Source organism: Qipengyuania marisflavi, assembly GCF_005884405.1.
GTDB classification, from domain to species: Bacteria; Pseudomonadota; Alphaproteobacteria; order Sphingomonadales; family Sphingomonadaceae; genus Qipengyuania; species Qipengyuania marisflavi.
This window is the reverse complement of sequence record NZ_VCAO01000008.1, coordinates 22,767-43,967: the sequence shown is the minus strand read 5'-3', so window position 1 is coordinate 43,967 and position 21,201 is coordinate 22,767. Positions and strand designations below refer to the sequence as shown.

Here is a 21,201-nt window from a genome sequence, read left to right as displayed (position 1 = left end):
AAAGTATGAGCAAGTGGAACGGAGCGGCTGCCTGGAGCGCGAAAGAAGCGCGCGCCGGTGATCGCCTGCCCTATGCGCGGATGATTGACGAGAACACCGTGCTGCTGCGCGATGGGTCGGTGATGACCGCCCTGCAGGTGCCCGGCCTGTTGTTCGAGACCGAGGATTCCGATGCGCTGAACGCCCATGCCGCCACGCGGGAGGTGATGCTGCGTTCGACACTGGATGCGCGGTTTGTGCTGTATCACCATGTGATCCGCCGCCGGGTCGCTGTATCGCTGGAGGCGGAGTTTGCCGACCCGCTTAGCCGCCATATCGATGCGCGCTGGAAAGAGCGGCTGGGGTCTGGCCAGTTGTTCGTCAATGACCAGTTTATCACGCTGATCCGCCGTCCGGCACGCGGCAAGGCGGGACTGGTCGAACGCGTGAGCAAAGGCTGGAAACGCAAAGGCCGTGCCGAGATCGAGGCCGAACCCAAGGACATCCGCAGCCTGCGCGCAGCGGCCACTGGCCTGATCGCTTCACTGACCGCTTACGGCGCGACGCAGCTGGCCGATTATGTGACACCGCAAGGCAGCACCAATTCCGAGATGCTGGAGCTGCTTTCGGCACTGTACAATGGTGAAATGCGCCCGGTGCGGCGCCCCAATCAGGACGCCGATATCGGGCAGATGCTGCCCTATCGCCGCGTATCCTTCGGGCTGGATGCTATGGAGCTGCGCGGCTCTGGCGCGCCTGATTTTTCCGCGATCCTGGGATTGAAGGATTATCCCGAGGCGACCAGCCCTGGATTGCTCGATGGGCTGCTGCGGCTGCCGTATGAGATGGTCGTGTCTGAAAGCTATGCGCCTGCCGAACGACAAACCGCGCGCGAGCGGATGGATCTTGCGATTCGCCGGCTGAAGTCCGCTGACGAGGAGGCCGCCGCTGAACGCGCAGATATGCTGGCCGCGCGTGACGAACTGGGCAATGGCGCGGTGGGCTTTGGTGATCACCATCTGACCGTGATGGTGCGCGAACGCGATCTGGCGCTGCTTGATGATGCGACCGCCGCCTGCGCCGCCGCGATTGCCGATACCGGTGCGATAGCAGTGCGCGAGGATACCAATCTGGAACCCGCATTCTGGGGCCAGTTTCCCGGCAATGAAGCCTATCTGGTGCGCCGAGCGTTGATCTCCAGCGCCAATATGGCCAGCTTTGGCAGCCTGCACGGCTTTGCCTTGGGTCAGGCGCAGGGCAACCATTGGGGTGAGGCTGTCACCTTGCTGGAAACTACCAGCGCGACACCGTTTTTCTTCAATTTCCACCACGGCGACCTGGGCAATTTCTCGGTCATCGGGCCGTCGGGTTCGGGCAAGACCGTGGTGATGAATTTCCTCGCCGCGCAGGCGCAGAAATTCTCGCCCCGCACCATATTGTTCGACAAGGATCGCGGCGCGGAGCTGTTCGTGCGCGGGATTGGCGGGCGCTATGACCGGATCCGCGCCGGGCACCGGACGGGCTTTAACCCGCTGGCACTCCCCGACACTGCGGCCAACCGGGCGTTCCTGCGCGACTGGCTGCAAGTGCTGTTGAAAGCCGAAGGTCCTGAGGAAGACGCGACGATCGCGCATGCAGTCGATGCCGCTTACAGCAACGACAGTTCGCTTCGCCGCTTGCGCAACTTCAAGGAACTGCTGTCGGGCAGCCGCCGCCCTCAGCCGGGCGATCTGGCGGACCGGCTCGCGGCGTGGATTGGCGAGGGTGAGCACGCTTGGCTGTTCGATAATGATCAGGACAAGCTGGACCTGACGCAGCGCGTGCTGGGCTTTGACATGACCGCGCTGCTGGAAAATCCCAAGTTGCGCACGCCGACCATGATGTATCTGTTCCACCGGATCGAGGAGCGTCTGGACGGCAAGCCCACGATGATCCTGATCGATGAAGGTTGGAAGGCGCTTGACGACGAGGTCTTTGCGGCGCGCATTCGTGATTGGCTCAAAACCCTGCGCAAGCGCAATGCGCTGGTCGGGTTCGCCACGCAGAGCGCGCGCGATGCGCTGGAAAGCCGCATTTCCACCGCATTGGTCGAGCAGACCGCGACCATGGTGTTCATGCCCAACAGCCGCGCCCGGCCCGAGGATTATTGCGACGGTTTCGGGCTGACCAGCCACGAGCTGGCGCTGATCCGCACCTTGCCTGCGCACAGCCGCTGTTTCCTGGTGCGCCAGCCCGATGCCAGCGTGGTGGTGCGGCTCGATCTGTCAGGCGCGCCCGAGGTGCTGATAATGCTGTCCGGGCGAGAAAGTTCGGTCCGGCGGCTCGACCTGCTGCGCGGAGCGGTCGGTGATGTCCCCGCAGACTGGTTCCCCGCATTGACCGGCACTGCGTGGCCGGGCGGGGCGAATGATCATGGGGAGGCCGGGGATATTCCGCTCGGCCTGGCTGCTGAATGACCAGCGCCGCCTGTCAGCAAGCCGCGCAAGGCGTGGGCAATGGCGTGGCTGCCGCGCTGCGCGGGGTGGATTGTGTCGCGGGCGAAGCCAGCGCCGCCGCTTTCGGGCGGCTGTTCGCATCGGGCGGATCGCTGGGCACCGTGCTGACCATTTTATTGACGCTCTATGTGGCGTTCTTCGGCTTCGCATTGCTGACCGGCCGTTCCAATGTCGGCGTGCGCGCCCTGATCCCGCGGATGATGACGCTGGGGCTGGTGCTGGTGTTCGCCACCAGCTGGGTCGCTTATCAGAGCGTTGTGTGGAATTTGGCAATCGGCACGCCCGATTACCTCGCCGGAGTGTTGACCGGCACCAATGGCAGCGCAACGCAGGTGTTCGCGCAGAAGATCGATGTCGTCTTTGTGGCCATTCAGGAAGCCAGCGGCGGTAGCGAGGAGTTTTCGGCATTCTCGCCCGAGGGGATGATGTGGCTGGGCGCAATGCTGTTCATGCTCGGCACTGTCGGCCTGCTGGTGACCACCAAGATCGCGCTGGGCGTGCTGGTCGCGCTGGGTCCGGTGTTTGTCGTGATGGCGCTGTTCAATGGCACGCGCGGTCTGTTCACCGGCTGGGTCAAGGGCGTGACCATGTGCGCTCTGGCGCCGTTGTTTGCCGTGCTGGGTGGTAGCGTGATGCTCGAACTGGCGGTGCCAATCCTCGGTGCGCTCACGGCCACGCCGGGGCAGGTCGACCCGCAGGCTGGCATGGCTTTCTTCATGATCGGCGCGGTCCATGTCGCGCTGATGGTGCTGGTGCTCAAGGTTGCCGGCGCAATGGTCGCAGGCTGGTCCGTGTTCGGCCTCCAGCCTGTGCGTGATGAGAAATACGTCGATACCGCGACTGCCGCTCCCGTAGCGCCCGCCGCCATCACGCCGCAGCTGGCGCAGGCGCAGCAGGCCAACCAGCTCGCCTCGCAGGCGCGGCGCATCGACATTGCTGCCATGCCAGTTGGCAGCGCGGCCAATGATGCCAGCGCGCAGGGCGGTGCGCGCACCACGCGGGTGTACACCGCCGCTTCAGGCAATGGTCAGGTCACACCGCTTAATGCCGGGCCCAGCCGTGTGCAGGGGATTGGCAGCCGCTTTCGTCCCGCCCCGGCAAAATCGCTCGCCAAGTCGCTTGATCGTTCGACGGAGACCAAGACATGAACCGCGCGCTATTTTCCGCGCTCGCATTTGCCGGCGTTCTGTTCGCTGCCCCTGCCGCCGCAGACCCGCGGCTGGTCGAGGTGTTTTATGACGAATCGCAGGTCGTGCGCATCGAAGGCCGCACTTCGGTGCAGGCCAGCATTATGTTCGGTGATGACGAGGTGATCGAAAACGTCGCCATCGGCGATTCTCAGACCTGGCAGGTCACCCCCAACAAGCGCGCCAACATCCTGTTCGTAAAACCGCTGGCCGCGCGTGCGACCACCAATATGACGGTCGTCACCAGCAAGCGGACATATCTGTTTGATCTGGTGGCCAGCCCGTCTGCAAAACCGCTTTATGTGCTGCGTTTTGCCTATCCGCCAGAACCGGAAGTGCAGCCAGTTGCCGAGGCGACCACCACGGAAATGGCCGCCGCCAGCGACCCCTATGCGGTGGTCGATCCGCTCGATCTGAATTTCGCCTGGGCGGGGTCGGGCGAGAAAAAACTGCTGCCCGAACGTACTTTCGACGATGGCAGCGCCACTTTTCTGACATGGGGGCAGGGCCGCGATGTTCCTGCGATCCTGATGACCAATTCCGAAGGCACCGAAGGCCCGGTCAATTTCACTGTGCGCGGCGACACCATTGTGATCGACGGCGTACCGCGTGAAATTGTGCTGCGCGCCGGTAAACAGCGCGCCTTGCTGACAAATACCGCGCCTGAGCGGCCTGTTTCAACAGCCTCGCGCGGGGATGCCGCGCTTGCCTCAAACACGGAGGTTAACTGATGCGTCTAGCCATGCGTATGCCCGAGAAAAAGCCGAGCGAGGGCGGGATCGCCAACGATATCGATCCCCGCGATGATGCCGATGCCGAAGTTATCGACCTGGCACAGCGCAACGTCTTTCCTGCCGTCGCTCAGCGCAGCGGAAAATCCGATGCGATGGGCATGGTGGCGGGCATTGCCATTGTCGCCGGTCTGGGGGCAGTCACGCTGTGGAGCATGAACGCCGGACGCGTCGCGCCGCCCGAAGGGGTTGGCGGGCAGCAGCAAGTCGCTGCGGCCGAAACCGTACCGATGGTGCCAGATGCGGCAGTGACCAATGTGCCGGTCCAACAAGCACCGCGGATGATGAATGATCCGGCACCCTCGCCAATCTACTCAATGCAGCCGGTGATAGATGCAGGCCCGGCGGGCAATCCCTATGCCAGCCCGACTGTGGTGTTCGATGCCGGTGCTGCACCGGGCGGTCTTAGCGGTCTGGCCGTAGCCGCCGACGCGGCAGAAGGTCCGGCGGCAGCGGGCAGTGACGGTTCGGCCAGCGATTTCGCCAGCCGCATCGGCGGTGTTGGCGGCGCGGCGGCGCGTGCCAAGGCGATGACCAATCCTTCGACAACGGTGACTCAGGGGACGTTGATCCCCGCCGTGCTCGAAACAGCCATCGACACCAATGTGCCCGGATTCGTCCGCGCTGTGGTGAGCCAAGATGTGCGCAGCTTTGACGGGACCAAGGTCCTTGTCCCGCGCTCCAGCCGTCTGATCGGGCAGTATCAGTCCGGCTTGCAGGGCGGCCAGCGCCGTGCCTATGTCATCTGGACGCGGCTGATCCGGCCCGATGGCGCTTCGGTCAATCTGGCGTCCCCGGCGATCGGCTTCGATGGCACTACCGGTCTGGAGGGCAAGGTTTCCAACAGCTTCTTCAAGCGGTTCGGTTCGGCCATGCTTCTGTCTGTCGTGGGCGGCTTGGGCTCGCTCGTTACAGGCGGGGCAGGAGCAGTACTGATCGGCGGCGCAAGCCAGTCCGCAGCATCGACGGCGGCGCAGCAGGACGGCCAGCGCGGCCCGGTGGTACGCGTTCGGCAGGGTGAACCGATCCGTATCTTCACAGCGCGCGATCTCGACTTCTCGCAGGTTAGCTGAGAGGGCTGGCCCGGTGAGCGCCGACATCCGACCCTTTCCGTCCGGTGAGAGCGAGACGGTGGCCGATGATGCGCCCGCAGTGCAGTTGCACGGCGAGCGTAGCGTCTATCTCGATGCCTATCTGGCGCCGTTCAAGGAATGGCTCGAACGCGACACGGTGACCGAGATACTGGTCAATCGTCCGGGCGAAATCTGGATCGAAGATGCTGCGCAGCCCGGAATGCAAAAGATCATGCGGCCCGAGATTGATGACCGGCTGGTTCAGCGGCTGGCAGAGCAGGTCGCGCGGGTCAGCCATCAGGGGATCAACCGCGAACATCCGCTGCTGGGGGCAACGCTCCCCGATGGCGCGCGTGTGCAATTTTGCGGCCCGCCCGCATCGCGCAAACACTGGGCAATGGCGATCCGCCGCCACCGCCGGCTCGACCTGCCGCTTGATGCCTATGATACTGGGCCGTTGTCGCCGCTGACCAAGGGGCCGATGCCCGATGCGCAGGCGGAACCCGTCGCCTTCCTGCGCGAGGCGATACGCCAGCGCCGCACCATTCTGGTGTCGGGTGGCACCAGCACCGGCAAGACCACCTTCCTCAACGCCATGCTCGGTGAAATCCCACGCCACGAACGCGTGGTGCTGGTGGAGGATACGCCGGAATTGAAACTGCCTGGCGAAAACGGCGTCGGGCTGGTCGCGGTCAAGGGCGAGCTGGGCGAGGCTAAGGTGACCGCGAACGAACTGCTGCAGGCGGCCCTGCGGCTGCGGCCTGACCGTATTGTGCTGGGCGAATTGCGCGGATCGGAAAGCGTCAGCTTCCTACGCGCGATCAACACTGGCCATCCGGGCAGCTTCTCGACCGTGCACGCCAATTCGCTGCACGGCGCGCTGGAGCAATTGGCGCTGATGGTCATGCAGACCGGTATCGGGCTGACGCGGCAGGACACGATTGCCTACGCCGCCAGCGTGATCGACGTGATGGTGCAACTGGGCCGTGATCCATCGGGCAAGCGCGGCATCACGCAGATCGCTGAAACCAGCACGCTGGTGTAACTGCGCGCAGGTGTTTTTCAGTGCGCACTTCCTTTCGCCGATTGGCGCTGCGGGAAAGCGGCGTTATGGCAAGCCCGGCGCGCGCCCGTAGCTCATCTGGATAGAGCGCGAGACTTCTAATCTTGAGGCAGCAGGTTCGAGTCCTGCCGGGCGCGCCAAACTGCCCGCTGGGCGAATGGGTATGTCCCCAAGGGTCGCGAACCTCGTTCGGAGTCGGAGCGAAGCGGAGACGACCGAGCTCGCAGGACAAGGACAGTCCTGCCGGGCGCGCCAATCATCCCGCGTTACGCCCTTTGCACGCTCGTCAGCGGTTCACTCGAAATCGGATAGCCCGCATCTTCCGGAATGCGCAGCATCGGCACATCGCCGCTGGTGTCCACTTGCGGCGTGATCGGCTGCACCGGCGTCGCATTGGCATGCATGCGGGCGCTGGCGAAGTCGGGGAACAACGCGAGCCGTTCCAGATTGCGGCGGGTGGGGAAAATCACGGAGATTTTCTGGCGTTCGGCCATCGCCAGTGCCTCCTTGGCGCTGACCCAGAACAGATGGGTGTTCTCGGTCGCGTCGACAGTCACATCCACCGCCCCGGTGCCCAGATCCGCAAGGTAGAAGCGGGTATCGAAAATGCGGGCGTGCTTCATGCCCAGCGGTAGCCATCGAGCAAACAGCGTCAGCGCCGCCAGATCGAGCGACAGTGCGAAATGGTCGAGCACCGGAGCAAGCGCCTGGGTGTTCAGCAGCATCGCCCGCGCGGCGGCAGCGCGGGCCGCATCAAGCTCTCCGGCCAGTCCGATTGCCAGCCCTGTTTCCTCCAATGTCTCGCGGATTGCCGCGATGCGGTGTGCGGTCTCGTCGAGATCGCCGCCTGCGCCAAAAGAAGTCGCCAGCTCGCGGTCAGCGGGATCGACGCGGCCGCCGGGAAACACCGCCATGCCGCCGGCAAAGCTCATGGAGCGCGACCGCACGACCATCAGCAGTTCGGGATCGGGACCGGTACGGCCCTGACGGAAGATTACCAGCGTCGCGGCGGGAATGGGTTCATCGGCAGTTCCGGGATTATCGCTCATCACCAAAGCTTGTGCCCGGCTGCCGGATACTTGCCAAGCGGCGATAGAGTGCTGGCCTGTCGGAAATTCTTACAATCGCGACAAGCGGTATGCGCGCATTAACTATCGCATTGGCCGGATTTCGGTCGCTCTGCCAGTTTGGCACAGCCTGTGCAAGGCAGGTTATGTCCCGTTTGGTTTTCGAGGGGCAGCGCACACCCCCGTCTCCGTGCTCTGCCCCCCAAACACAAAGGCCCGCCCGTTGTCCCACGGGCGGGCCTTACCCGTTTAAGGGCCGGTGTCTGGAGCGAAAGCGGTTTACCCTTCGGCTTTGGCGACCTGCTTGTCAGCCATCAGCTGTTTCAGTTCGCCCGCTTCGAACATTTCCATCATAATATCGCTGCCGCCGACGAATTCGCCTTTGACATAGAGCTGGGGAATGGTCGGCCAGTCGGAGAATGTCTTGATGCCCTGACGGATTTCCATGTCCTGCAGCACGTCGACGCTTTCATAAGCGACGCCGCAATGGTCGAGGATGGCAACGGCGCGGCTGGAGAAGCCGCATTGCGGGAACAGCGGTGTGCCTTTCATGAAAAGCACAACGTCATTGCTGCCGACGAGTTCGGAAATGCGGGTGTCGGTTGGTGAAGTATTGGTATCGGACATACGGTGCCCTGCCTTGAAATGAATGGATGTCGTGCCCTGTCAGGTGGGGGCTTGCGTGGTCAGTTGCAAGGCGTGCAGCGCACCGCCCATGCGGCCGCCCAGCGCTTCGTAAACCAGCTTGTGCTGCGCCACGCGTGACTGGCCCGCAAATTGCGGTGCGGTCACCTTGGCAGCGTAATGATCGCCGTCGCCCGCCAGATCGCGGATTTCGACTGCGGCGCCGGGCAGCGCGTCAAGAATGAGACGCTCGATCTCGGCAGCTTGCATTGCCATGTGCTTACTTCTGGTCGGTCATGAACTGGCGGCGCGCTTCGATGGCGCATTCATCCAGCCGCGTGCGGATGTCGGCTTCACTGACATCGCATTCGGCGGCGGTGAGGTCGCCCAGCAATTTGCGGATCACATCCTCGTCTCCGGCTTCTTCGAAATCGGCCTGAACGACCGCCTTTTTGTAAGCGTCGGTTTCCTCTTCGGTCAGCCCCATCAGGCTGGCGGCCCATTCGCCCATCAGGCGGTTGCGGCGCGCAGCGATCTTAAAGGCGTTTTCCTCGTCAAAAGCGAATTTCGCCTCTTCGCCCCGTTCGCGGTCATTGAAATTGGTCATGCTGTCCTCTCGAATGAATTGATATTCGAATAGGAGCGCGCGCGCCGGGGGGCAAGCGCTAGTCCATCGTGACAACCAGCTTGCCGATCGCGCCGCGGTTTTCCAGCTTGGTGATCGCCTCGTGCGCGCGGTCCAGCGGATAGGTTTCGCTGACCAGCGGATTGATCCGCCCCGCCTGCCATAATTCGAACAGCTCGGCGATGTTACGGGCGTTACGCTCAGGCTCGCGCGCAGTGAATGCACCCCAGAACACACCGCGAATGTCACAGCTTTTCAGCAAGGTCAGATTGAGCGGCATTTTCGCGATCCCTGCCGGGAAGCCGACCACCAGAAAGCGGCCCTCCCAGGCGATGGAGCGAAGCGCAGGCTCGGAATAATCGCCGCCAACGATATCATAAACGATGTCGGCGCCATCGGGGCCAATCGCGTCCTTGAACTGTTTCGCCAGCGCCTTGGACTGGTCCTTGTCAAACGGTGCGCGCGGATAGACGACCACTTCGTCAGCCCCGGCATTGCGCGCGACTTCGCCCTTTTCCTCGGTCGAGACACCGGCCACCACGCGGCAGCCATATGCCTTGGCCAGTTCCACTGCGGATAGGCCCACGCCGCCCGCCGCGCCCAGCACCAGCACGGTTTCGCCTTCCTTGATATCGCCGCGATCCTTCAGCCCGTGGATGGTGGTGCCATAGGTCATCAGCAGCGCCGATGCCTGCACCAGGTCGATCCCGTCGGGCACCATGAACAGCCGCACTGCAGCCACTGCGACTTTTTCCTGCAGGCCGCCATGGCCAAGCCCGCTGATCACGCGGTCGCCCACTTGCCAGCCAGTCACACCTTCTCCCAGCGCCTCGATGGTGCCAGAGATTTCGCCGCCCGGCGCAAATGGCCGCGGGGGTTTGAACTGGTACAGATCCTTGATGATCAACGTATCGGGGAAATTGATTGCGCAGGCGGCGACTTTGACCAGCACCTCGCCCTTGCCGGGCACAGGTTCGGAAATATCATCGACGACCAGAGTTTCGGGGCCGCCGACCTGTTTTGACAGAACTGCCTTCACGCTATTTCTCTCCTCGGGGTGGCGAGCCAGGGCAGGGCCTGTTCGCGCATAGTCTCATGGGTGCTGATCGCGGCATCGCTCGCCAAAGTCAGCCCGATTTCGTCGAGTCCCTCCAGCAGGCATTGCTTGCGGAAGGGGTCGATTGCAAAGGCGAAACGGTCTTGGAACGGTGTCGTTACGCTCTGTGCATCAAGGTCGATGGAAATCGGATCTGTCTGCGCAACTTCGAGCAGGCGATCAATGTCGGCCTGGGGTAGGGCCACGGCCAAAATGCCGTTTTTGAACGCATTGCCCGCGAAAATGTCCGAAAAGCTGGGCGCAATGACTGCGGTGATGCCGCGGTCAAGCAAGGCCCATGCGGCGTGTTCGCGGCTTGATCCGCAACCGAAATTGTCGCCAGCAATCAGGATCGGGGCTGCGGCATATTCGGGCTTGTCGAAGACATTGCCCGGCACAGCGCGAAGGCTCTCGAATGCACCTTGCCCCAAACCGTCGCGGGTGATGGTTTTGAGCCAATGCGCAGGAATGATCACGTCGGTATCGACATTGGCCATGCCAAGCGGGATCGCGCGCCCTTCGATGGTCGTTACCGGTCCCATCAGTCTGTCTCGGGGTTCTCCCCCGATGGGATCGGTCCCGGCTGGGTCGGCCCCTTCTTCTCTCTGCGCTTGTTAGCATAGAGCAATGCGGCGGCGATGGCGGCAGAGCCGATGGCGCCTGCGAGGGCGGCCGTTCCTGTGCGTTTTTTTGTCATAATGTTCTCATGATCAGGCGGGTACGGGTTTGCAAGGGGTGAGCTTGCGGACATCGACGAGCCGTCCGGTAACAGCGGCGGCTGCGGCCATGGCAGGGCTGACCAGATGTGTGCGCGCGCCGGGTCCCTGTCGCCCGGTGAAATTGCGGTTGCTGGTGCTGGCGCAGCGTTCGCCCGGCGGCACCTTGTCGGGGTTCATCGCCAGACAGGCAGAACACCCCGGTTCGCGCCATTCCAGCCCCGCCTCGGTAAATATGCGGTCCAGTCCCTCCGCCTCGGCCTGCTGTTTTACCAGACCCGAACCGGGCACCACGATCGCCCATTTGACACCCGGATCCTTGTGCCTGCCGCGCAGCACTTCGGCAGCGGCGCGCAGATCTTCGATCCGACTGTTGGTGCAACTGCCAATAAAGACATTCTCGACCCGGATATCCTCGATTTTATCACCGGGGGAGAGGCCCATATAGGCCAGGCTCTTGACCGCAGCGGCCTGTTTGGCAGGGTCGGCGAAGCTTTCGGGCGAGGGGACGCAGCCGCCCACCGGCACGACATCGTCGGGACTGGTGCCCCAGCTAACAGTCGGTTCGATCACGCCTGCTTCGATTACCACTGATTTGTCGAACACGGCGCCATCATCGGTGCGCAGGCTGCGCCACCAGGCCAGCGCCCGCTCCCAGTCTTCGCCGCGCGGAGCGTAGGGACGGCCTTTGAGATAGTCGAACACGATATCATCGGGCGCGATCAGTCCGGCCCGGGCGCCAGCCTCGATGCTCATATTGCACACCGTCAAGCGGCCTTCGACGCTCATCGTCTCGAACCCCGGGCCGCGATATTCGATCACATGGCCGGTGCCGCCAGCAGTGCCGATCACACCGATGATGTGGAGGATGAGATCTTTTGGCGTGACGCCGGGGCCAAGCTGACCCTCCACCCGGATTTCCATGGTCTTGGCAGGCCGCAGCTGGAGCGTCTGAGTGGCCAGCACGTGCTCAACCTCGCTGGTGCCGATGCCGAAGGCCAGCGCGCCCAATCCACCATGCGCCGCCGTGTGGCTGTCCCCGCAAACGATAGTCGCGCCGGGCAGCGAGAAACCCTGTTCCGGCCCGACCACATGGACGATGCCCTGATTGACCGAGGCGGCGTCGATATAGGTGATGCCGAATTCCGGCGCATTGCGCTCCAGCGCGGCGAGTTGGGCGGCGCTTTGGGGATCGGCGATCGGCAGCCGCCGCCCTGCCGCATCCACCCGCGCAGTCGTGGGCAGATTATGGTCGGGCACCGCCAGCGTCAGTTCGGGGCGGCGCACCGTCCGTCCCGTCAGCCGCAGCGCCTCGAACGCTTGCGGGCTGGTAACCTCGTGGACCAGATGGCGGTCGATATACAGCAGGCAGGTGCCATCGCTGCGCTGTTCGACTACATGGTCGTCCCAGATCTTTTCATACAGAGTGCGCGGTTTGCTGGCCATATCGAGCACGGGTGTGCGGCAGCGGGGCAACAGGTGCAAGTATGTGAACGAGAGCCATTTCCAAAGTCATGGATAGGTAAGCTTTGTCGTGCTAACTTACATACATGTCAGCAAAGCCCCATCTCTTTCCCATCACGGTGATTCCCTCGGACATCGATTTTATGGGGCACGTCAACAACGCCCGTTATCTCAACTGGGTGCAGGACGCCGTGCTCAGCCACTGGCGCAAATTGGCCCCGGCGGACGAGGTGGCGAGCAAGGCGTGGGTCGCGCTGAAGCATGAAATCACTTATCGCAAACCCGCCTTCCTGGCTGATGATGTCATTGCGCACACCGTGCTTGAACACTTTAAGGGCGCGCGGGCGTTTTACTCTACCGTGATCAGCCGCGGCGAAGATGTGCTGGCCGAGGTGAAATCGGCATGGTGCTGCATCGACGCAGAGACGCTGCGCCCGGCGCGCATCGGCGATGAAATGCGCCGCTTCTTCTTTCCGGGCGAGGAATAGCCTATATTGGCGGTGCCATGGCCAGTGCTGCTGCAAAACCACCCTTAGTCCGTTTTCAGGGCGCCATCGGCGTGTTGCTGGCGGTGGCCATCGTTGCCGCTTGGGTTGCCATCCACATTTACGCCATGTTCGCATTCCAGCTGAGCTGGGTCAGCCTGCCGCTTGCGCTGGTGATAGCCGCGCTGCAATGCTGGCTGTCGGTCGGATTGTTCATCGTCAGCCATGACGCGATGCACGGGTCGCTGATCCCGCGCGGCGGCAGGGTCAACGGCATGATTGGCGGTGCTTTGCTGTTCCTTTATGCAGGGTTTGCGTGGAAGCGGATGCGGGCGGCGCATTTCGATCATCACCGCCTGTCCGGCAAAGCGGGCGATCCCGATTTCGACGAGCACAATCCACATCATTTCTGGCGCTGGTACGGCACCTTTATGCGCCGCTATTTCGGATGGGGCTCGGTGCTGTTCGTCAGCAGCGTGGTGACGCTGTACTGGGTGGTGCTGGGCGTGCCGGTGGAGAAAATTGTGCTGCTCTACGGACTGCCCGCCATCGCCTCGTCATTGCAGCTGTTTTATTTCGGCACCTACCGTCCGCACACCCATAATGGCGCGGGATTTGCCGACCGGCATAACGCCCGCAGCGAGCGCTTCGGCGTGCTGGCCAGCCTCGCCAGCTGTTTCCATTTCGGCTATCATCACGAACACCACCGCGCGCCAAACACGCCGTGGTGGGCACTGCCCGCAATGCGGCGCGGCACCCTACGCACGGAGGCGCAATTATGAGCTGGTGGCAAATTGCGCTGATCCTGACCGGCGCGGTGATCTTTATGGAAGGCTTTGCGTGGTGGGCACACAAATATGTGATGCATGGCTGGGGCTGGGGCTGGCACCGCGACCATCATGAACCGCATGACCGGGTGCTGGAGAAAAACGATCTGTTCGCGGTGGTGTTCGGCAGCATTGTGATTGTCATGTTCGTGATCGGCCATGCCGTATCCGATGCGCTGTGGTGGGCGGCGATGGGGATCACGCTGTACGGGCTGATCTACACTGTGGTTCACGATGGGCTGGTTCACCAACGCTATTTCACATGGGTGCCCAAACGCGGCTATGCCAAGCGTCTGGTGCAGGCACACAAGCTACACCATGCGACCGTGGGCAAGGAAGGCGGGGTCAGCTTCGGCTTCGTCCTCGCCCGCGATCCGGCCAGACTGAAGGCCGAACTCAAACGCCAGCGTGAAGCGGGAATTGCCGTGGTGCGGGATAGCGCCAGAGCGTGATTGCGCGGCGAGAGAAAGTGGCGCAGTTGTTTTCGTTAGGAGATTCAGCGCGCTCCTTCCAGCTTAGGCTCAGCCAATGACATGCGAACCGCTCGATCTGACTGGCCAGTGGCATGGCACTTATACATACCCCCGCAATTATGGTCCCGCGACGCCTTTCCTGGCTACAATCGAGGATCAAGCGGGCTCTTTATTCGGATCGATCATCGAGCCCGATGCGTTCCACGGTTCGCAAGAAACAATGGAAGCTGCAATTGCCGGACATCGCGCCGGGCGGAGCGTGGATTTCACCAAAACCTATCGCGGCCAGCAGTTTGGCTATGAGAACCCCGTTGATTATGTTGGGCAGCTGTCTTCAGACGGTCTCAGCGTCAGCGGCGTCTGGAGCCTGATCGAGCACAACGGCACGTTCGAAATGTTTCGTGAAATTTCATTGTCGGCGCAGGTCGAGGATGAAGCATCCGAGGAGGTTCACGAAGCGTTGGAACTGTAGCCGCGAGTCACAGTGTCGATAGGCGGGCTGGGTAGCACTTGGTAGTATAACGAACTCACTCGTTCCGCGTCGCGATCCAGCCGCCGGCGATCACCAAGATCGCGATCGAGATGAAGTACCAAGGCTCGCCCAGCGTCATATAGGTGACCACTGCGCCCACCGTCATCGCGCCGATGGCCATCGTTTTGGCGCGGCGGCTGATGGCGCGGCGTTCTTGCCAGTCCTTGACCTGCGGCCCCCATTGCGGGTGGTCGAGGATCTTGCGCTCCCATTCGGGATTGCTGCGCGCGAAGCAATAGACTGCCAGCAGCAGGAAGGGCACCGTCGGCATAATCGGCAGCACTGCCCCCACCGCGCCCAGCGCCACGCTGAGCAGGCCTGCGACAAGGTAGAGATGGCGGCGCATCGTCAGCCGCCCGCGATACGGGCGGCGTGCTGGCGCACCAGTGCGATCATATTGGGGACACCCTGCGTGCGGTTCGACGACAGCTGGCTGCCCAGATCAAACCGGGCGAGCGCCGCCATGACGTCCATCGCCGCAACATCGGCGGCGGGCCGGTCCTGCACGGCGGCAATGACCAGTGCGACAATGCCCTTGGTAATCGCGGCATTGCTGTCGGCCAAGAAGTGGAGCCGGTCAGCCTCCCCCATGGGATAGACCCACACCTGCGCCGAACAGCCGCGCACCAGCGTGGCATCGGTTTTCAGCGCATCGGGCATGGCATCAAGCTCGCGCCCCAGCTCGATCAGCAGGCGATAGCGTTCATCGCCTTCGAGGAAGTCATATTCTTCGTAAATGTCATCAAGCGTTCGCATGGCGGGGCGCACTAACCCATTCGTCACCGCGGTGAAAGCCGGGAGCGCAGCTGGCTCTCACCGCGATGGCGGGCAGGGTCAGCCGGACAGGCCGCCGGGACGGGTGAAGGCGTAATAGATGACATAGAACCAGCCGAAGAAACCGTGGATCGCGGCCCAGATGATCGAGCTGTGCAGGCTCCACGAAATCGCCGCCGCTATGGCGCTGCCCAGGCCGATGCCGGCGCGCGCTGCATCGGTACGTGCTGCGGTCACAGATCGACCCCGCTGGCGATGGCTTCCAGCTTGCGGATGCGTTCCTTCAGATCGGCGATTTCGATGCGGGCGGCACCCAGCGGGCTGCCGGGTTCGCGGTCACGGGTCGGCGCATGATCGGCGGTGTCGAGCTCGCGCTGCTTGAGCGTCAGCCATCCCTGCCAGGCGCGCAGCAGGGCGGCGGCAACGATGACAAGCCCGACCAGCGATGCGGCGGTGATGATCAGTGTCGGTTCGAACATTTCTATGCCCTCCTTCAACGCTGGGCGCGTGGTCAGTCCTGCTGTTGGCGCAGGCTTTCAATCTCTTCGGCAATTGCGCGCGTTTCACGGGCGTCCAGCGAATTGCCATCGGTGGCGATGCGTTCCAGCACCTTGATACGTTCGCGCAGATCCTCGATCTCGCGCTGGGCGGCGGGGTCGGGCTGCGCGGCCAGGCTTTCATTGCCGCGTTCATCCCGCACAATGCCGCGTTCGGCCCGGTGCCGGGCGCGGGATATCTGGACGATCCCCCACACCACGATGGCCACGATGGCCACGGTGGCCCAGCCGCTCATTGGACGCTCTCCCCTTCGGCAGGCCGTTCGCGCAGATCCTCGATTTCCATCGCCAGATCCTGTCCGCGATCGGTGGCGATGCGTTCCAGCACGCGCACCCGCTGCTCCAGCTTCTCGGCCTTGGCGGCGTATTGCGCGGCCTGCTGGGCGGTCTTGTCGGCCATCATCTCCATAGTCTTTTCCTTGTGCTCGAGATGGCGGCGAAAGATTTCATTGCCGATGCCCAGCACAATGGCAGTCATCGCGACGACGAACACCAGGATCACGATAAATTCGGGGTCCATCAGTTCACCTCCGTGCTGTCACTCAGGCGGCCGATCTCCTGCGTCAGGTGATAACCGCTGTCGGTGACTATGCGTTCGACATTGCCCAGCCGGTCTTTCATGGCGCCGACCTCGGCCCGCAGCGCGGCGTTTTCCTGCGTCAGCAGGCTGACGCGTTCCTGCGCTTCGGTGGTTTTGGGATAGAGCGCCTTGCCCCAGCTGTTTTCCAGCGGATAGCCGTTCTTCATCCGCAGCCAGGTGCTGATGATCCACCCGCCTGTCATGATGGCCACACCGGCGATGATTGCGGTTTCACTCAGAAATTCCATCAAATTGTTTCCTTGCTTTTCAGGTTAAGCGAGACGCCGCTGTCAATATCGGGGTCTGAATGGCGCTCGTCCGAGCGCTCACGCAGTGCTTCGATCTGGGTTGCAACATCATAGCCGCGGTCAGTGACGATGGTTTCGAGCACCTGCATCCGCTTGTCGACCTTGCCCAGGAGCGCGCGCAATTCGCTGTTCTCCTGCTTCAATTGCGCGGCCTCCTGACTGTCGGCCTTGTCGGTTTTGCCGCCCCATTCGTCTTCCAGGGAATAGCCATGTTTGGCGCGGATCCAGTTGTTGAGCAGCCACCCGGCTGTGCTCACGGCGATAATTGCGACGATGAAATCCGGTCCAGCCCAGTCCATCACACGCGCTCCTTGCGGCTCATGCCAAGCGGAACCCCGGCGTCCTTGGTGTCGACCGCGCGTTGATCTCGCAGCGCCTCGATCTGGGTGGCAACATCATAGCCGCGGTCGGTGACGATACGTTCCAGAACGCGAATACGGTCTTCCAGTTCGCCAACCCTGCTGACATATTGGGCGGCCTTTTCTGCGGTGTTTTCGGCAGTCGATTTGACATTCATCTCGGCCAGCTTCTGCTGATGTTTGGTCCAGATCGCGACGATCGGGATCGACAGTGCGAAGAGCGGTACCAGAAGTCCCCAGTCCATTGTTTTTCTCCCTCAGACCGCGCTCAGCGCAGCCGTTCGATTTCGGCGTTCAGGCGCGGGTTGCTAGTGACGTAGAAGGTCTCGACATCAGCCAGACGGCGATCGACGTCCTTCATCTTGCCGCGGATTTCCCGTGCCGTGCGCTTGGGGTTCTGGCGAACCCGCTGCCAGTATTTCTGCTCGTCATGATCGACGTAGAGGTGGGCTGGTTTCTTGTTCAGCAGCAGCCCGGCAACGAAATAGGCAGGCAGCGCGATGCCGGTCGAGAAGATCAGCACGATCAGTGCCAGACGAATCCACAAGACGTTGACGCCGGTGTAGTCAGCAATCCCCGAGCAGACGCCCATCAGCTTGGCATTGGTCTTGTCGCGGTAAAGCGTGGTGCGTGGGCTGTTCATCACAGGGCTCCTTTCTTTTCGGCGACAAGCCGTTCAAGCTCGCGCAATTGCTGGTTGTCGACTTCGCTGTTGTGGACCAGGCGAGCGGGGCGGAACTCGGGATTGTCCGAGGCGACCAGCCGTTCGACCGTGTCCATCCGGTCATCAAGCCGCTTGGCGAGATTGTAGAGCTCTTCGAGCAGCACCTCGTCATCGGTGGTTATGCTGGCCGATGTTTTCCACTTGGTGATGTAGTGGAGAATGATCCATGGCAGGCCGATAAAGATGGCCGGGATGATGATGATTTCTTCCATGAGATCAGTCCTCTTTTTTCGCGGCATCTTCGGGTTTGCCGAGTGCGCGTTTCATTTGTGCAAGTTCGTCGTCGATGGCATCGGCGCCTTCCAGTGCGGCGATCTCGTCGGCGAGGTTGGGTGTGGCGTTGCCATCCGACAGGGTCAGCGCATCGGCGCGGCCTTCGGCATAATCGACACGGCGTTCCAGCTGGTCGAAGCGGGTCAGCGCCTCGTCCACCCGTTCATTGGTCATCAGGCTGCGCAGCTTGACGCGGTTTTCCGCACTTTCGAGGCGGGCAGCGATGGCGGTCTGGCGGGTGCGGGCTTCGCGCAGGCGGTTCTGCAGCTTCTGGATGTCCTGCTCATAAGCGCGCAGGGCATCGTCCAGCACGCCGATCTCGGTCTTGAGCTGCCCCGACATATCCGCCGCCTTCTTCTTTTCGACCAGAGCGGCGCGGGCCAGGTCTTCGCGGTCTTTCGACAGCGCCAGCTCGGCCTTTTCGCCCCAATCCCCCTGCAATTGGTCAAGCCGGATGGTGTGGCGGTGCATTTCCTTCTGGTCGGCAATGGTGCGCGCGGCAGAGGCGCGGACTTCGACCAGGGTTTCCTCCATTTCGAGGATGATCATGCGGATCATTTTGTGCGGGTCATCCGCCTTGTCCAGCATGTCGTTGAAATTGGCAGCGACAATGTCGCGTGTACGGCTGAAAATACCCATCAAAGGTGCTCCATTGGAAAAGAAATCCTGCGTGCGGCCACGCGGCGTCTGGGTCGGGGTGGGCGAGCGGCGCAGGCGCTCAACCTCTTCCTCGATCCGCCGCATACGGCGTGGGGGATGGGCCGAAGCGTCGTTCGTGCGATCGGCACGAGGGGGACTGTCGGGGGACAGACGCTCCGGCCCAAGGGGATCATGATCGGGGGGCAGGGTCATGCAATCTCGACCTGCTGATACATCGCCAGGCCGGGTGTCGGTGCGGTGACCGTGATGTGCGAGCTCAGCGTGACGAAAGCGACCATCGCTGTAATGCTCGCCAGCGCGGCCTGGCCAACCCGGGTCCGGAAAAAGCTGCGATTGTACATGGTGGGGTCCTCCCGATAAGATTTGCCATAGTGGCTGTTGTCTCCTGTTCAGCAAGCACCGTGCCAAACCCGAAAAAACGCAGAAATCCGTCAGTTTCGCAGTTTTCGACGAACGACATATTGGTTCCGATTGCCAAAGCTTGGCAAAAATCCCTATGTGTTGGGGTATGGAGCGGGAAAGTCAGTTTATCGGCCAGTCAGGCGCCTTCCTCGATGCGGTCGAGCGCGCCAGTCGTGCCGCGCCGATGGACCGGCCTGTGCTGGTGATCGGGGAGCGCGGAACCGGCAAGGAACTGATCGCCGAACGCCTGCACCGCCTGTCGAACCGCTGGGAGCATCCGCTGGTCACGCTCAATTGCGCGGCGCTGCCCGAAACGCTGATCGAGGCGGAATTGTTCGGTCACGAAGCGGGCGCGTTTACCGGCGCAACCCGGGCGCGGGTGGGGCGCTTTGAAGAGGCGGACAAGGGCACTCTGTTCCTTGATGAGCTGGGTACACTGTCCACCGGCGCGCAGGAACGCCTGCTGCGCGCGGTCGAATATGGCGAGATCACGCGGATCGGCTCAAGCCGTCCGACGCGGGTCGATGTGCGGATTGTCGGCGCGACCAATGAAGATTTGCCCGCGCGCGCCGATCGCGGTGATTTCCGTGCCGATCTGCTCGACCGGCTCAGCTTTGAAGTGATCACGCTGCCGCCGCTCCGGGTGCGTGAAGGCGATATCGGCGTGCTCGCATCGCATTTCGGGCGGCGTATGGCGGCGGAGCTGGGCTGGGACGGCTGGCCCGGTTTCGCGCAGCACGTCGCGGCGGAGATGGAAGACTATGCCTGGCCCGGCAATGTCCGCGAATTGCGCAATGCGGTGGAGCGCGCGGTGTATCGCTGGGACGCGTGGGACGAGCCCATCGCGCATATGGTGTTCGATCCGTTCGATAGTCCGTGGAAACCGCTCACACCAAAGCGCGCTGCCACTGAGCCTGCCGCTGCGACCAGCGCCGCACCCGCCGCATCACCGGCCTCCCCCGATTATGAAAGCATTGAGGATCTGCGCGGCGCGGTCGATTCGCACGAACGCTCGATTGTCGAACACGCGCTGGGCCGTCATCGCTGGAACCAGCGCCAGACCGCCAAGGCGCTCGGCCTCAGCTATGACCAGCTGCGGCATTGTATAAAGAAGCACGGATTGACCGACGCCGAGTGACACGGCTAGCGTAGCCCATGGAGGGCCCAAACATGACATTTCGCCAATCGCTGACCGCTGGCATTCTCGCCGGATGCGCCGCACTTGCTGCGCCGCTGGCCGCCCAGACTGCGGATGCGCCGGACCCTGCGCAGGCCGATGACCGACTGCTGGACGATGCGCGCAAGGCAGAGCGGATCGGCGCGCAGCTTTATGCATTCGATCAGGCGGCCTGGCACGGCAGCGATGCCTTTGCCAAAGACGTATCCGCAATTCCTCAGGGTGTGGTGCCGCTGGGCTATGTCGTGGTGCCAAGCGATCAGGACGCTCTGGACCTGGTGTTTTACGGCGTTCAGGACGAACAGCCGGTACAGGTCGCTCGCTATGTGATCGACGGCGGCGAAGTGACCTCGGGCGGTATTGCAATTGCGCCGCTTGGTACGCTTGAAGAGCGGTTGATGGCTGCGCGCAACACCGCAATCAAAACTGCCGAAAACGAGCAGTTTCAGTTTTGCGCCGACGCCATGCCCAATACGGTTGTGCTGCCGCCCGATGAATTTGACGAGGTGTCAGTATATTTGCTCACCCCGATGATTGAGCATGGCAGCTTTCCGCTGTCAGGCCATTACCGCGTCCTCACTCTCAATGGCGGCGCAATTCGCGGGTGGGAGCGGTTTGGTTCTGCGTGTGAGGCAATCAGCTGGGACCCCGAGGATGACGAACTCGACCTGCGGGTGTTTTACACCTCCGAGGCAAAATCCAGACACCCCAGCGAAATTCACAGCTTCGTGGGGCATTACGTGCCGTTCTCGCTTGGCGTGGTGACCGGTAAGGTGGTCTGGCCGGTGCTGGGCGGGGCCTTTGCCGATCCGGTGGAGGCCGATCCCGAGATGATGGCGACCGAGTGAGCGCGCCAGCCAAGCCGCCATTCCGTTTTGACCGTTCGCTGC

General features: G+C 62.5%; 32 protein-coding genes and 1 tRNA gene. 12 read left to right on the top strand and 21 right to left on the bottom strand.

Annotated features, from left to right (window positions below; translation table 11 throughout):
• Positions 1-5: 5 nt before the first annotated feature.
• The 6 genes from FEV51_RS11615 (at position 6) to FEV51_RS11590 (ending at position 6,728) form a co-directional block, all read left to right on the top strand.
• Positions 6-2,435, top strand: coding sequence for a VirB4 family type IV secretion/conjugal transfer ATPase (locus FEV51_RS11615; RefSeq protein ID WP_138619108.1), 2,430 nt, complete (start codon positions 6-8; stop codon positions 2,433-2,435).
• Positions 2,432-3,622: a TrbL/VirB6 family protein gene (locus FEV51_RS11610; RefSeq protein ID WP_138619106.1), complete on the top strand. Its 1,191-nt coding sequence runs from the start codon at positions 2,432-2,434 to the stop codon at positions 3,620-3,622. The genes FEV51_RS11615 and FEV51_RS11610 overlap by 4 nt, the downstream gene beginning before the upstream one ends.
• Positions 3,619-4,392 carry a TrbG/VirB9 family P-type conjugative transfer protein gene (locus FEV51_RS11605; RefSeq protein WP_138619104.1) on the top strand — a complete coding sequence of 258 codons (774 nt, stop codon included), beginning with the start codon at positions 3,619-3,621 and terminating at the stop codon, positions 4,390-4,392. The genes FEV51_RS11610 and FEV51_RS11605 overlap by 4 nt, the downstream gene beginning before the upstream one ends.
• 11 nt (positions 4,393-4,403) lie before the next feature.
• Positions 4,404-5,525, top strand: coding sequence for a TrbI/VirB10 family protein (locus FEV51_RS11600; RefSeq protein WP_138619156.1), 1,122 nt, complete (start codon positions 4,404-4,406; stop codon positions 5,523-5,525).
• Between the two features lie 13 nt (positions 5,526-5,538).
• Complete coding sequence (gene virB11 / locus FEV51_RS11595; RefSeq protein WP_171033125.1) at positions 5,539-6,570, top strand: P-type DNA transfer ATPase VirB11; 1,032 nt, start codon at positions 5,539-5,541, stop codon at positions 6,568-6,570.
• An 81-nt stretch (positions 6,571-6,651) separates the two neighbouring features.
• A tRNA-Arg gene (locus tag FEV51_RS11590) sits at positions 6,652-6,728 on the top strand.
• Between the two features lie 126 nt (positions 6,729-6,854).
• Here the strand turns inward: FEV51_RS11590 and FEV51_RS11585 are convergent.
• The 8 genes from FEV51_RS11585 to leuC form a co-directional block, all read right to left on the bottom strand.
• A complete protein-coding gene (locus tag FEV51_RS11585) occupies positions 6,855-7,637 on the bottom strand; it encodes an NUDIX hydrolase (protein ID WP_138619102.1) in 783 nt (260 codons plus the stop codon).
• A 297-nt stretch (positions 7,638-7,934) separates the two neighbouring features.
• The gene (gene grxD / locus FEV51_RS11580; RefSeq protein ID WP_138619100.1) at positions 7,935-8,282 is read right to left on the bottom strand and encodes a Grx4 family monothiol glutaredoxin; all 348 of its coding nucleotides are present in this window, start codon (positions 8,280-8,282) and stop codon (positions 7,935-7,937) included.
• A gap of 39 nt (positions 8,283-8,321) precedes the next feature.
• Positions 8,322-8,555, bottom strand: a complete 234-nt coding sequence (locus tag FEV51_RS11575) for a BolA/IbaG family iron-sulfur metabolism protein (RefSeq protein ID WP_138619098.1) — start codon at positions 8,553-8,555, stop codon at positions 8,322-8,324.
• Between the two features lie 4 nt (positions 8,556-8,559).
• Positions 8,560-8,886 carry a DUF1476 domain-containing protein gene (locus FEV51_RS11570; protein ID WP_138619096.1) on the bottom strand — a complete coding sequence of 109 codons (327 nt, stop codon included), beginning with the start codon at positions 8,884-8,886 and terminating at the stop codon, positions 8,560-8,562.
• Between the two features lie 58 nt (positions 8,887-8,944).
• Entirely contained in the window at positions 8,945-9,943 is a 999-nt protein-coding gene (locus tag FEV51_RS11565; protein ID WP_138619095.1) for an NADPH:quinone oxidoreductase family protein, read from the bottom strand.
• On the bottom strand, positions 9,940-10,542 hold the full coding sequence (leuD, locus tag FEV51_RS11560) for a 3-isopropylmalate dehydratase small subunit (RefSeq protein WP_171033124.1): 603 nt from the start codon (positions 10,540-10,542) through the stop codon (positions 9,940-9,942). Before leuD ends, FEV51_RS11565 begins: the two co-directional genes overlap by 4 nt.
• Positions 10,542-10,697 (bottom strand): isopropylmalate isomerase, encoded by a 156-nt coding sequence (locus FEV51_RS11555; RefSeq protein ID WP_138619091.1) that lies wholly within the window; start codon positions 10,695-10,697, stop codon positions 10,542-10,544. The genes leuD and FEV51_RS11555 overlap by 1 nt, the downstream gene beginning before the upstream one ends.
• Before the next feature lie 13 nt (positions 10,698-10,710).
• Positions 10,711-12,162, bottom strand: a complete 1,452-nt coding sequence (gene leuC, locus FEV51_RS11550) for a 3-isopropylmalate dehydratase large subunit (protein WP_138619152.1) — start codon at positions 12,160-12,162, stop codon at positions 10,711-10,713.
• Between the two features lie 104 nt (positions 12,163-12,266).
• On the opposite strand from leuC, the gene FEV51_RS11545 reads away from it, so the two are divergent.
• The 4 genes from FEV51_RS11545 (at position 12,267) to FEV51_RS11530 (ending at position 14,437) form a co-directional block, all read left to right on the top strand.
• Complete coding sequence (locus FEV51_RS11545; RefSeq protein WP_138619089.1) at positions 12,267-12,668, top strand: acyl-CoA thioesterase; 402 nt, start codon at positions 12,267-12,269, stop codon at positions 12,666-12,668.
• Positions 12,669-12,685: 17 nt separating this feature from the next.
• The gene (locus tag FEV51_RS11540; protein WP_138619087.1) at positions 12,686-13,447 is read left to right on the top strand and encodes a fatty acid desaturase; all 762 of its coding nucleotides are present in this window, start codon (positions 12,686-12,688) and stop codon (positions 13,445-13,447) included.
• Positions 13,444-13,944, top strand: a complete 501-nt coding sequence (locus tag FEV51_RS11535; RefSeq protein WP_138619085.1) for a sterol desaturase family protein — start codon at positions 13,444-13,446, stop codon at positions 13,942-13,944. Before FEV51_RS11540 ends, FEV51_RS11535 begins: the two co-directional genes overlap by 4 nt.
• 76 nt (positions 13,945-14,020) lie before the next feature.
• Positions 14,021-14,437 carry a hypothetical protein gene (locus FEV51_RS11530; RefSeq protein WP_138619083.1) on the top strand — a complete coding sequence of 139 codons (417 nt, stop codon included), beginning with the start codon at positions 14,021-14,023 and terminating at the stop codon, positions 14,435-14,437.
• 55 nt (positions 14,438-14,492) lie between these two features.
• Here FEV51_RS11530 and FEV51_RS11525 read toward each other — a convergent pair whose 3' ends face one another.
• From FEV51_RS11525 to FEV51_RS13180, 13 genes are all read right to left on the bottom strand, one after another.
• Entirely contained in the window at positions 14,493-14,843 is a 351-nt protein-coding gene (locus FEV51_RS11525) for a YbaN family protein (protein ID WP_138619081.1), read from the bottom strand.
• Between the two features lie 2 nt (positions 14,844-14,845).
• Positions 14,846-15,253 (bottom strand): SufE family protein, encoded by a 408-nt coding sequence (locus FEV51_RS11520; protein ID WP_138619079.1) that lies wholly within the window; start codon positions 15,251-15,253, stop codon positions 14,846-14,848.
• Between the two features lie 78 nt (positions 15,254-15,331).
• Positions 15,332-15,508 carry a hypothetical protein gene (locus FEV51_RS13185; RefSeq protein ID WP_171033123.1) on the bottom strand — a complete coding sequence of 59 codons (177 nt, stop codon included), beginning with the start codon at positions 15,506-15,508 and terminating at the stop codon, positions 15,332-15,334.
• Positions 15,505-15,750, bottom strand: a complete 246-nt coding sequence (locus FEV51_RS11515) for a hypothetical protein (RefSeq protein ID WP_138619077.1) — start codon at positions 15,748-15,750, stop codon at positions 15,505-15,507. Before FEV51_RS11515 ends, FEV51_RS13185 begins: the two co-directional genes overlap by 4 nt.
• Positions 15,751-15,782: 32 nt before the next feature.
• Positions 15,783-16,064 (bottom strand): hypothetical protein, encoded by a 282-nt coding sequence (locus FEV51_RS11510; RefSeq protein ID WP_138619075.1) that lies wholly within the window; start codon positions 16,062-16,064, stop codon positions 15,783-15,785.
• Positions 16,061-16,348: a hypothetical protein gene (locus FEV51_RS11505; protein WP_138619073.1), complete on the bottom strand. Its 288-nt coding sequence runs from the start codon at positions 16,346-16,348 to the stop codon at positions 16,061-16,063. Before FEV51_RS11505 ends, FEV51_RS11510 begins: the two co-directional genes overlap by 4 nt.
• The gene (locus FEV51_RS11500; RefSeq protein ID WP_138619071.1) at positions 16,348-16,656 is read right to left on the bottom strand and encodes a hypothetical protein; all 309 of its coding nucleotides are present in this window, start codon (positions 16,654-16,656) and stop codon (positions 16,348-16,350) included. Before FEV51_RS11500 ends, FEV51_RS11505 begins: the two co-directional genes overlap by 1 nt.
• Positions 16,656-17,015, bottom strand: a complete 360-nt coding sequence (locus FEV51_RS11495) for a hypothetical protein (RefSeq protein ID WP_246034546.1) — start codon at positions 17,013-17,015, stop codon at positions 16,656-16,658. The genes FEV51_RS11500 and FEV51_RS11495 overlap by 1 nt, the downstream gene beginning before the upstream one ends.
• Positions 17,015-17,320 (bottom strand): hypothetical protein, encoded by a 306-nt coding sequence (locus FEV51_RS11490; protein ID WP_138619069.1) that lies wholly within the window; start codon positions 17,318-17,320, stop codon positions 17,015-17,017. The genes FEV51_RS11495 and FEV51_RS11490 overlap by 1 nt, the downstream gene beginning before the upstream one ends.
• 23 nt (positions 17,321-17,343) lie before the next feature.
• The gene (gene pspC, locus FEV51_RS11485; protein ID WP_138619067.1) at positions 17,344-17,718 is read right to left on the bottom strand and encodes an envelope stress response membrane protein PspC; all 375 of its coding nucleotides are present in this window, start codon (positions 17,716-17,718) and stop codon (positions 17,344-17,346) included.
• Positions 17,718-18,011: an envelope stress response membrane protein PspB gene (gene pspB / locus FEV51_RS11480; RefSeq protein WP_138619065.1), complete on the bottom strand. Its 294-nt coding sequence runs from the start codon at positions 18,009-18,011 to the stop codon at positions 17,718-17,720. Before pspB ends, pspC begins: the two co-directional genes overlap by 1 nt.
• Before the next feature lie 4 nt (positions 18,012-18,015).
• Positions 18,016-18,924, bottom strand: coding sequence for a phage shock protein PspA (gene pspA, locus FEV51_RS11475; protein ID WP_425466625.1), 909 nt, complete (start codon positions 18,922-18,924; stop codon positions 18,016-18,018).
• Positions 18,921-19,073, bottom strand: coding sequence for a hypothetical protein (locus FEV51_RS13180; protein ID WP_171033122.1), 153 nt, complete (start codon positions 19,071-19,073; stop codon positions 18,921-18,923). Before FEV51_RS13180 ends, pspA begins: the two co-directional genes overlap by 4 nt.
• Before the next feature lie 167 nt (positions 19,074-19,240).
• Between FEV51_RS13180 and pspF the strand changes: the two genes are divergently transcribed.
• Together pspF and FEV51_RS11465 are read left to right on the top strand one after the other, a co-directional pair.
• Positions 19,241-20,272 carry a phage shock protein operon transcriptional activator gene (pspF, locus tag FEV51_RS11470; RefSeq protein ID WP_138619063.1) on the top strand — a complete coding sequence of 344 codons (1,032 nt, stop codon included), beginning with the start codon at positions 19,241-19,243 and terminating at the stop codon, positions 20,270-20,272.
• 32 nt (positions 20,273-20,304) lie between these two features.
• Complete coding sequence (locus tag FEV51_RS11465; RefSeq protein WP_138619061.1) at positions 20,305-21,159, top strand: hypothetical protein; 855 nt, start codon at positions 20,305-20,307, stop codon at positions 21,157-21,159.
• Positions 21,160-21,201 lie beyond the last annotated feature (42 nt).

Coding starts and splice junctions, on each gene's coding strand:
- FEV51_RS11600 (WP_138619156.1), top strand. CDS start 4,404: ATGCGTATGCCCGAGAAAAAGCCGAGCGAGGGCGGGATCGCCAACGAT.
- FEV51_RS11495 (WP_246034546.1), bottom strand. CDS start 17,015: ATGGACTGGGCTGGACCGGATTTCATCGTCGCAATTATCGCCGTGAGC.
- FEV51_RS11505 (WP_138619073.1), bottom strand. CDS start 16,348: ATGGACCCCGAATTTATCGTGATCCTGGTGTTCGTCGTCGCGATGACT.
- FEV51_RS11570 (WP_138619096.1), bottom strand. CDS start 8,886: ATGACCAATTTCAATGACCGCGAACGGGGCGAAGAGGCGAAATTCGCT.
- FEV51_RS11520 (WP_138619079.1), bottom strand. CDS start 15,253: ATGCGAACGCTTGATGACATTTACGAAGAATATGACTTCCTCGAAGGC.
- pspB (WP_138619065.1), bottom strand. CDS start 18,011: ATGGAAGAAATCATCATCATCCCGGCCATCTTTATCGGCCTGCCATGG.
- grxD (WP_138619100.1), bottom strand. CDS start 8,282: ATGTCCGATACCAATACTTCACCAACCGACACCCGCATTTCCGAACTC.
- leuD (WP_171033124.1), bottom strand. CDS start 10,542: ATGGGACCGGTAACGACCATCGAAGGGCGCGCGATCCCGCTTGGCATG.
- FEV51_RS11540 (WP_138619087.1), top strand. CDS start 12,686: ATGGCCAGTGCTGCTGCAAAACCACCCTTAGTCCGTTTTCAGGGCGCC.
- FEV51_RS11535 (WP_138619085.1), top strand. CDS start 13,444: ATGAGCTGGTGGCAAATTGCGCTGATCCTGACCGGCGCGGTGATCTTT.
- pspF (WP_138619063.1), top strand. CDS start 19,241: ATGGAGCGGGAAAGTCAGTTTATCGGCCAGTCAGGCGCCTTCCTCGAT.
- FEV51_RS11490 (WP_138619069.1), bottom strand. CDS start 17,320: ATGGACTGGGGACTTCTGGTACCGCTCTTCGCACTGTCGATCCCGATC.
- FEV51_RS11545 (WP_138619089.1), top strand. CDS start 12,267: ATGTCAGCAAAGCCCCATCTCTTTCCCATCACGGTGATTCCCTCGGAC.
- FEV51_RS13180 (WP_171033122.1), bottom strand. CDS start 19,073: ATGTACAATCGCAGCTTTTTCCGGACCCGGGTTGGCCAGGCCGCGCTG.
- FEV51_RS11555 (WP_138619091.1), bottom strand. CDS start 10,697: ATGACAAAAAAACGCACAGGAACGGCCGCCCTCGCAGGCGCCATCGGC.
- FEV51_RS11585 (WP_138619102.1), bottom strand. CDS start 7,637: ATGAGCGATAATCCCGGAACTGCCGATGAACCCATTCCCGCCGCGACG.
- FEV51_RS11575 (WP_138619098.1), bottom strand. CDS start 8,555: ATGGCAATGCAAGCTGCCGAGATCGAGCGTCTCATTCTTGACGCGCTG.
- pspA (WP_425466625.1), bottom strand. CDS start 18,924: ATGACCCTGCCCCCCGATCATGATCCCCTTGGGCCGGAGCGTCTGTCC.
- FEV51_RS11605 (WP_138619104.1), top strand. CDS start 3,619: ATGAACCGCGCGCTATTTTCCGCGCTCGCATTTGCCGGCGTTCTGTTC.
- FEV51_RS11615 (WP_138619108.1), top strand. CDS start 6: ATGAGCAAGTGGAACGGAGCGGCTGCCTGGAGCGCGAAAGAAGCGCGC.
- leuC (WP_138619152.1), bottom strand. CDS start 12,162: ATGGCCAGCAAACCGCGCACTCTGTATGAAAAGATCTGGGACGACCAT.
- FEV51_RS11525 (WP_138619081.1), bottom strand. CDS start 14,843: ATGCGCCGCCATCTCTACCTTGTCGCAGGCCTGCTCAGCGTGGCGCTG.
- FEV51_RS11610 (WP_138619106.1), top strand. CDS start 2,432: ATGACCAGCGCCGCCTGTCAGCAAGCCGCGCAAGGCGTGGGCAATGGC.
- FEV51_RS11515 (WP_138619077.1), bottom strand. CDS start 15,750: ATGTTCGAACCGACACTGATCATCACCGCCGCATCGCTGGTCGGGCTT.
- FEV51_RS11500 (WP_138619071.1), bottom strand. CDS start 16,656: ATGGAATTTCTGAGTGAAACCGCAATCATCGCCGGTGTGGCCATCATG.
- FEV51_RS11530 (WP_138619083.1), top strand. CDS start 14,021: ATGACATGCGAACCGCTCGATCTGACTGGCCAGTGGCATGGCACTTAT.
- pspC (WP_138619067.1), bottom strand. CDS start 17,718: ATGAACAGCCCACGCACCACGCTTTACCGCGACAAGACCAATGCCAAG.
- FEV51_RS11465 (WP_138619061.1), top strand. CDS start 20,305: ATGACATTTCGCCAATCGCTGACCGCTGGCATTCTCGCCGGATGCGCC.
- FEV51_RS11510 (WP_138619075.1), bottom strand. CDS start 16,064: ATGAGCGGCTGGGCCACCGTGGCCATCGTGGCCATCGTGGTGTGGGGG.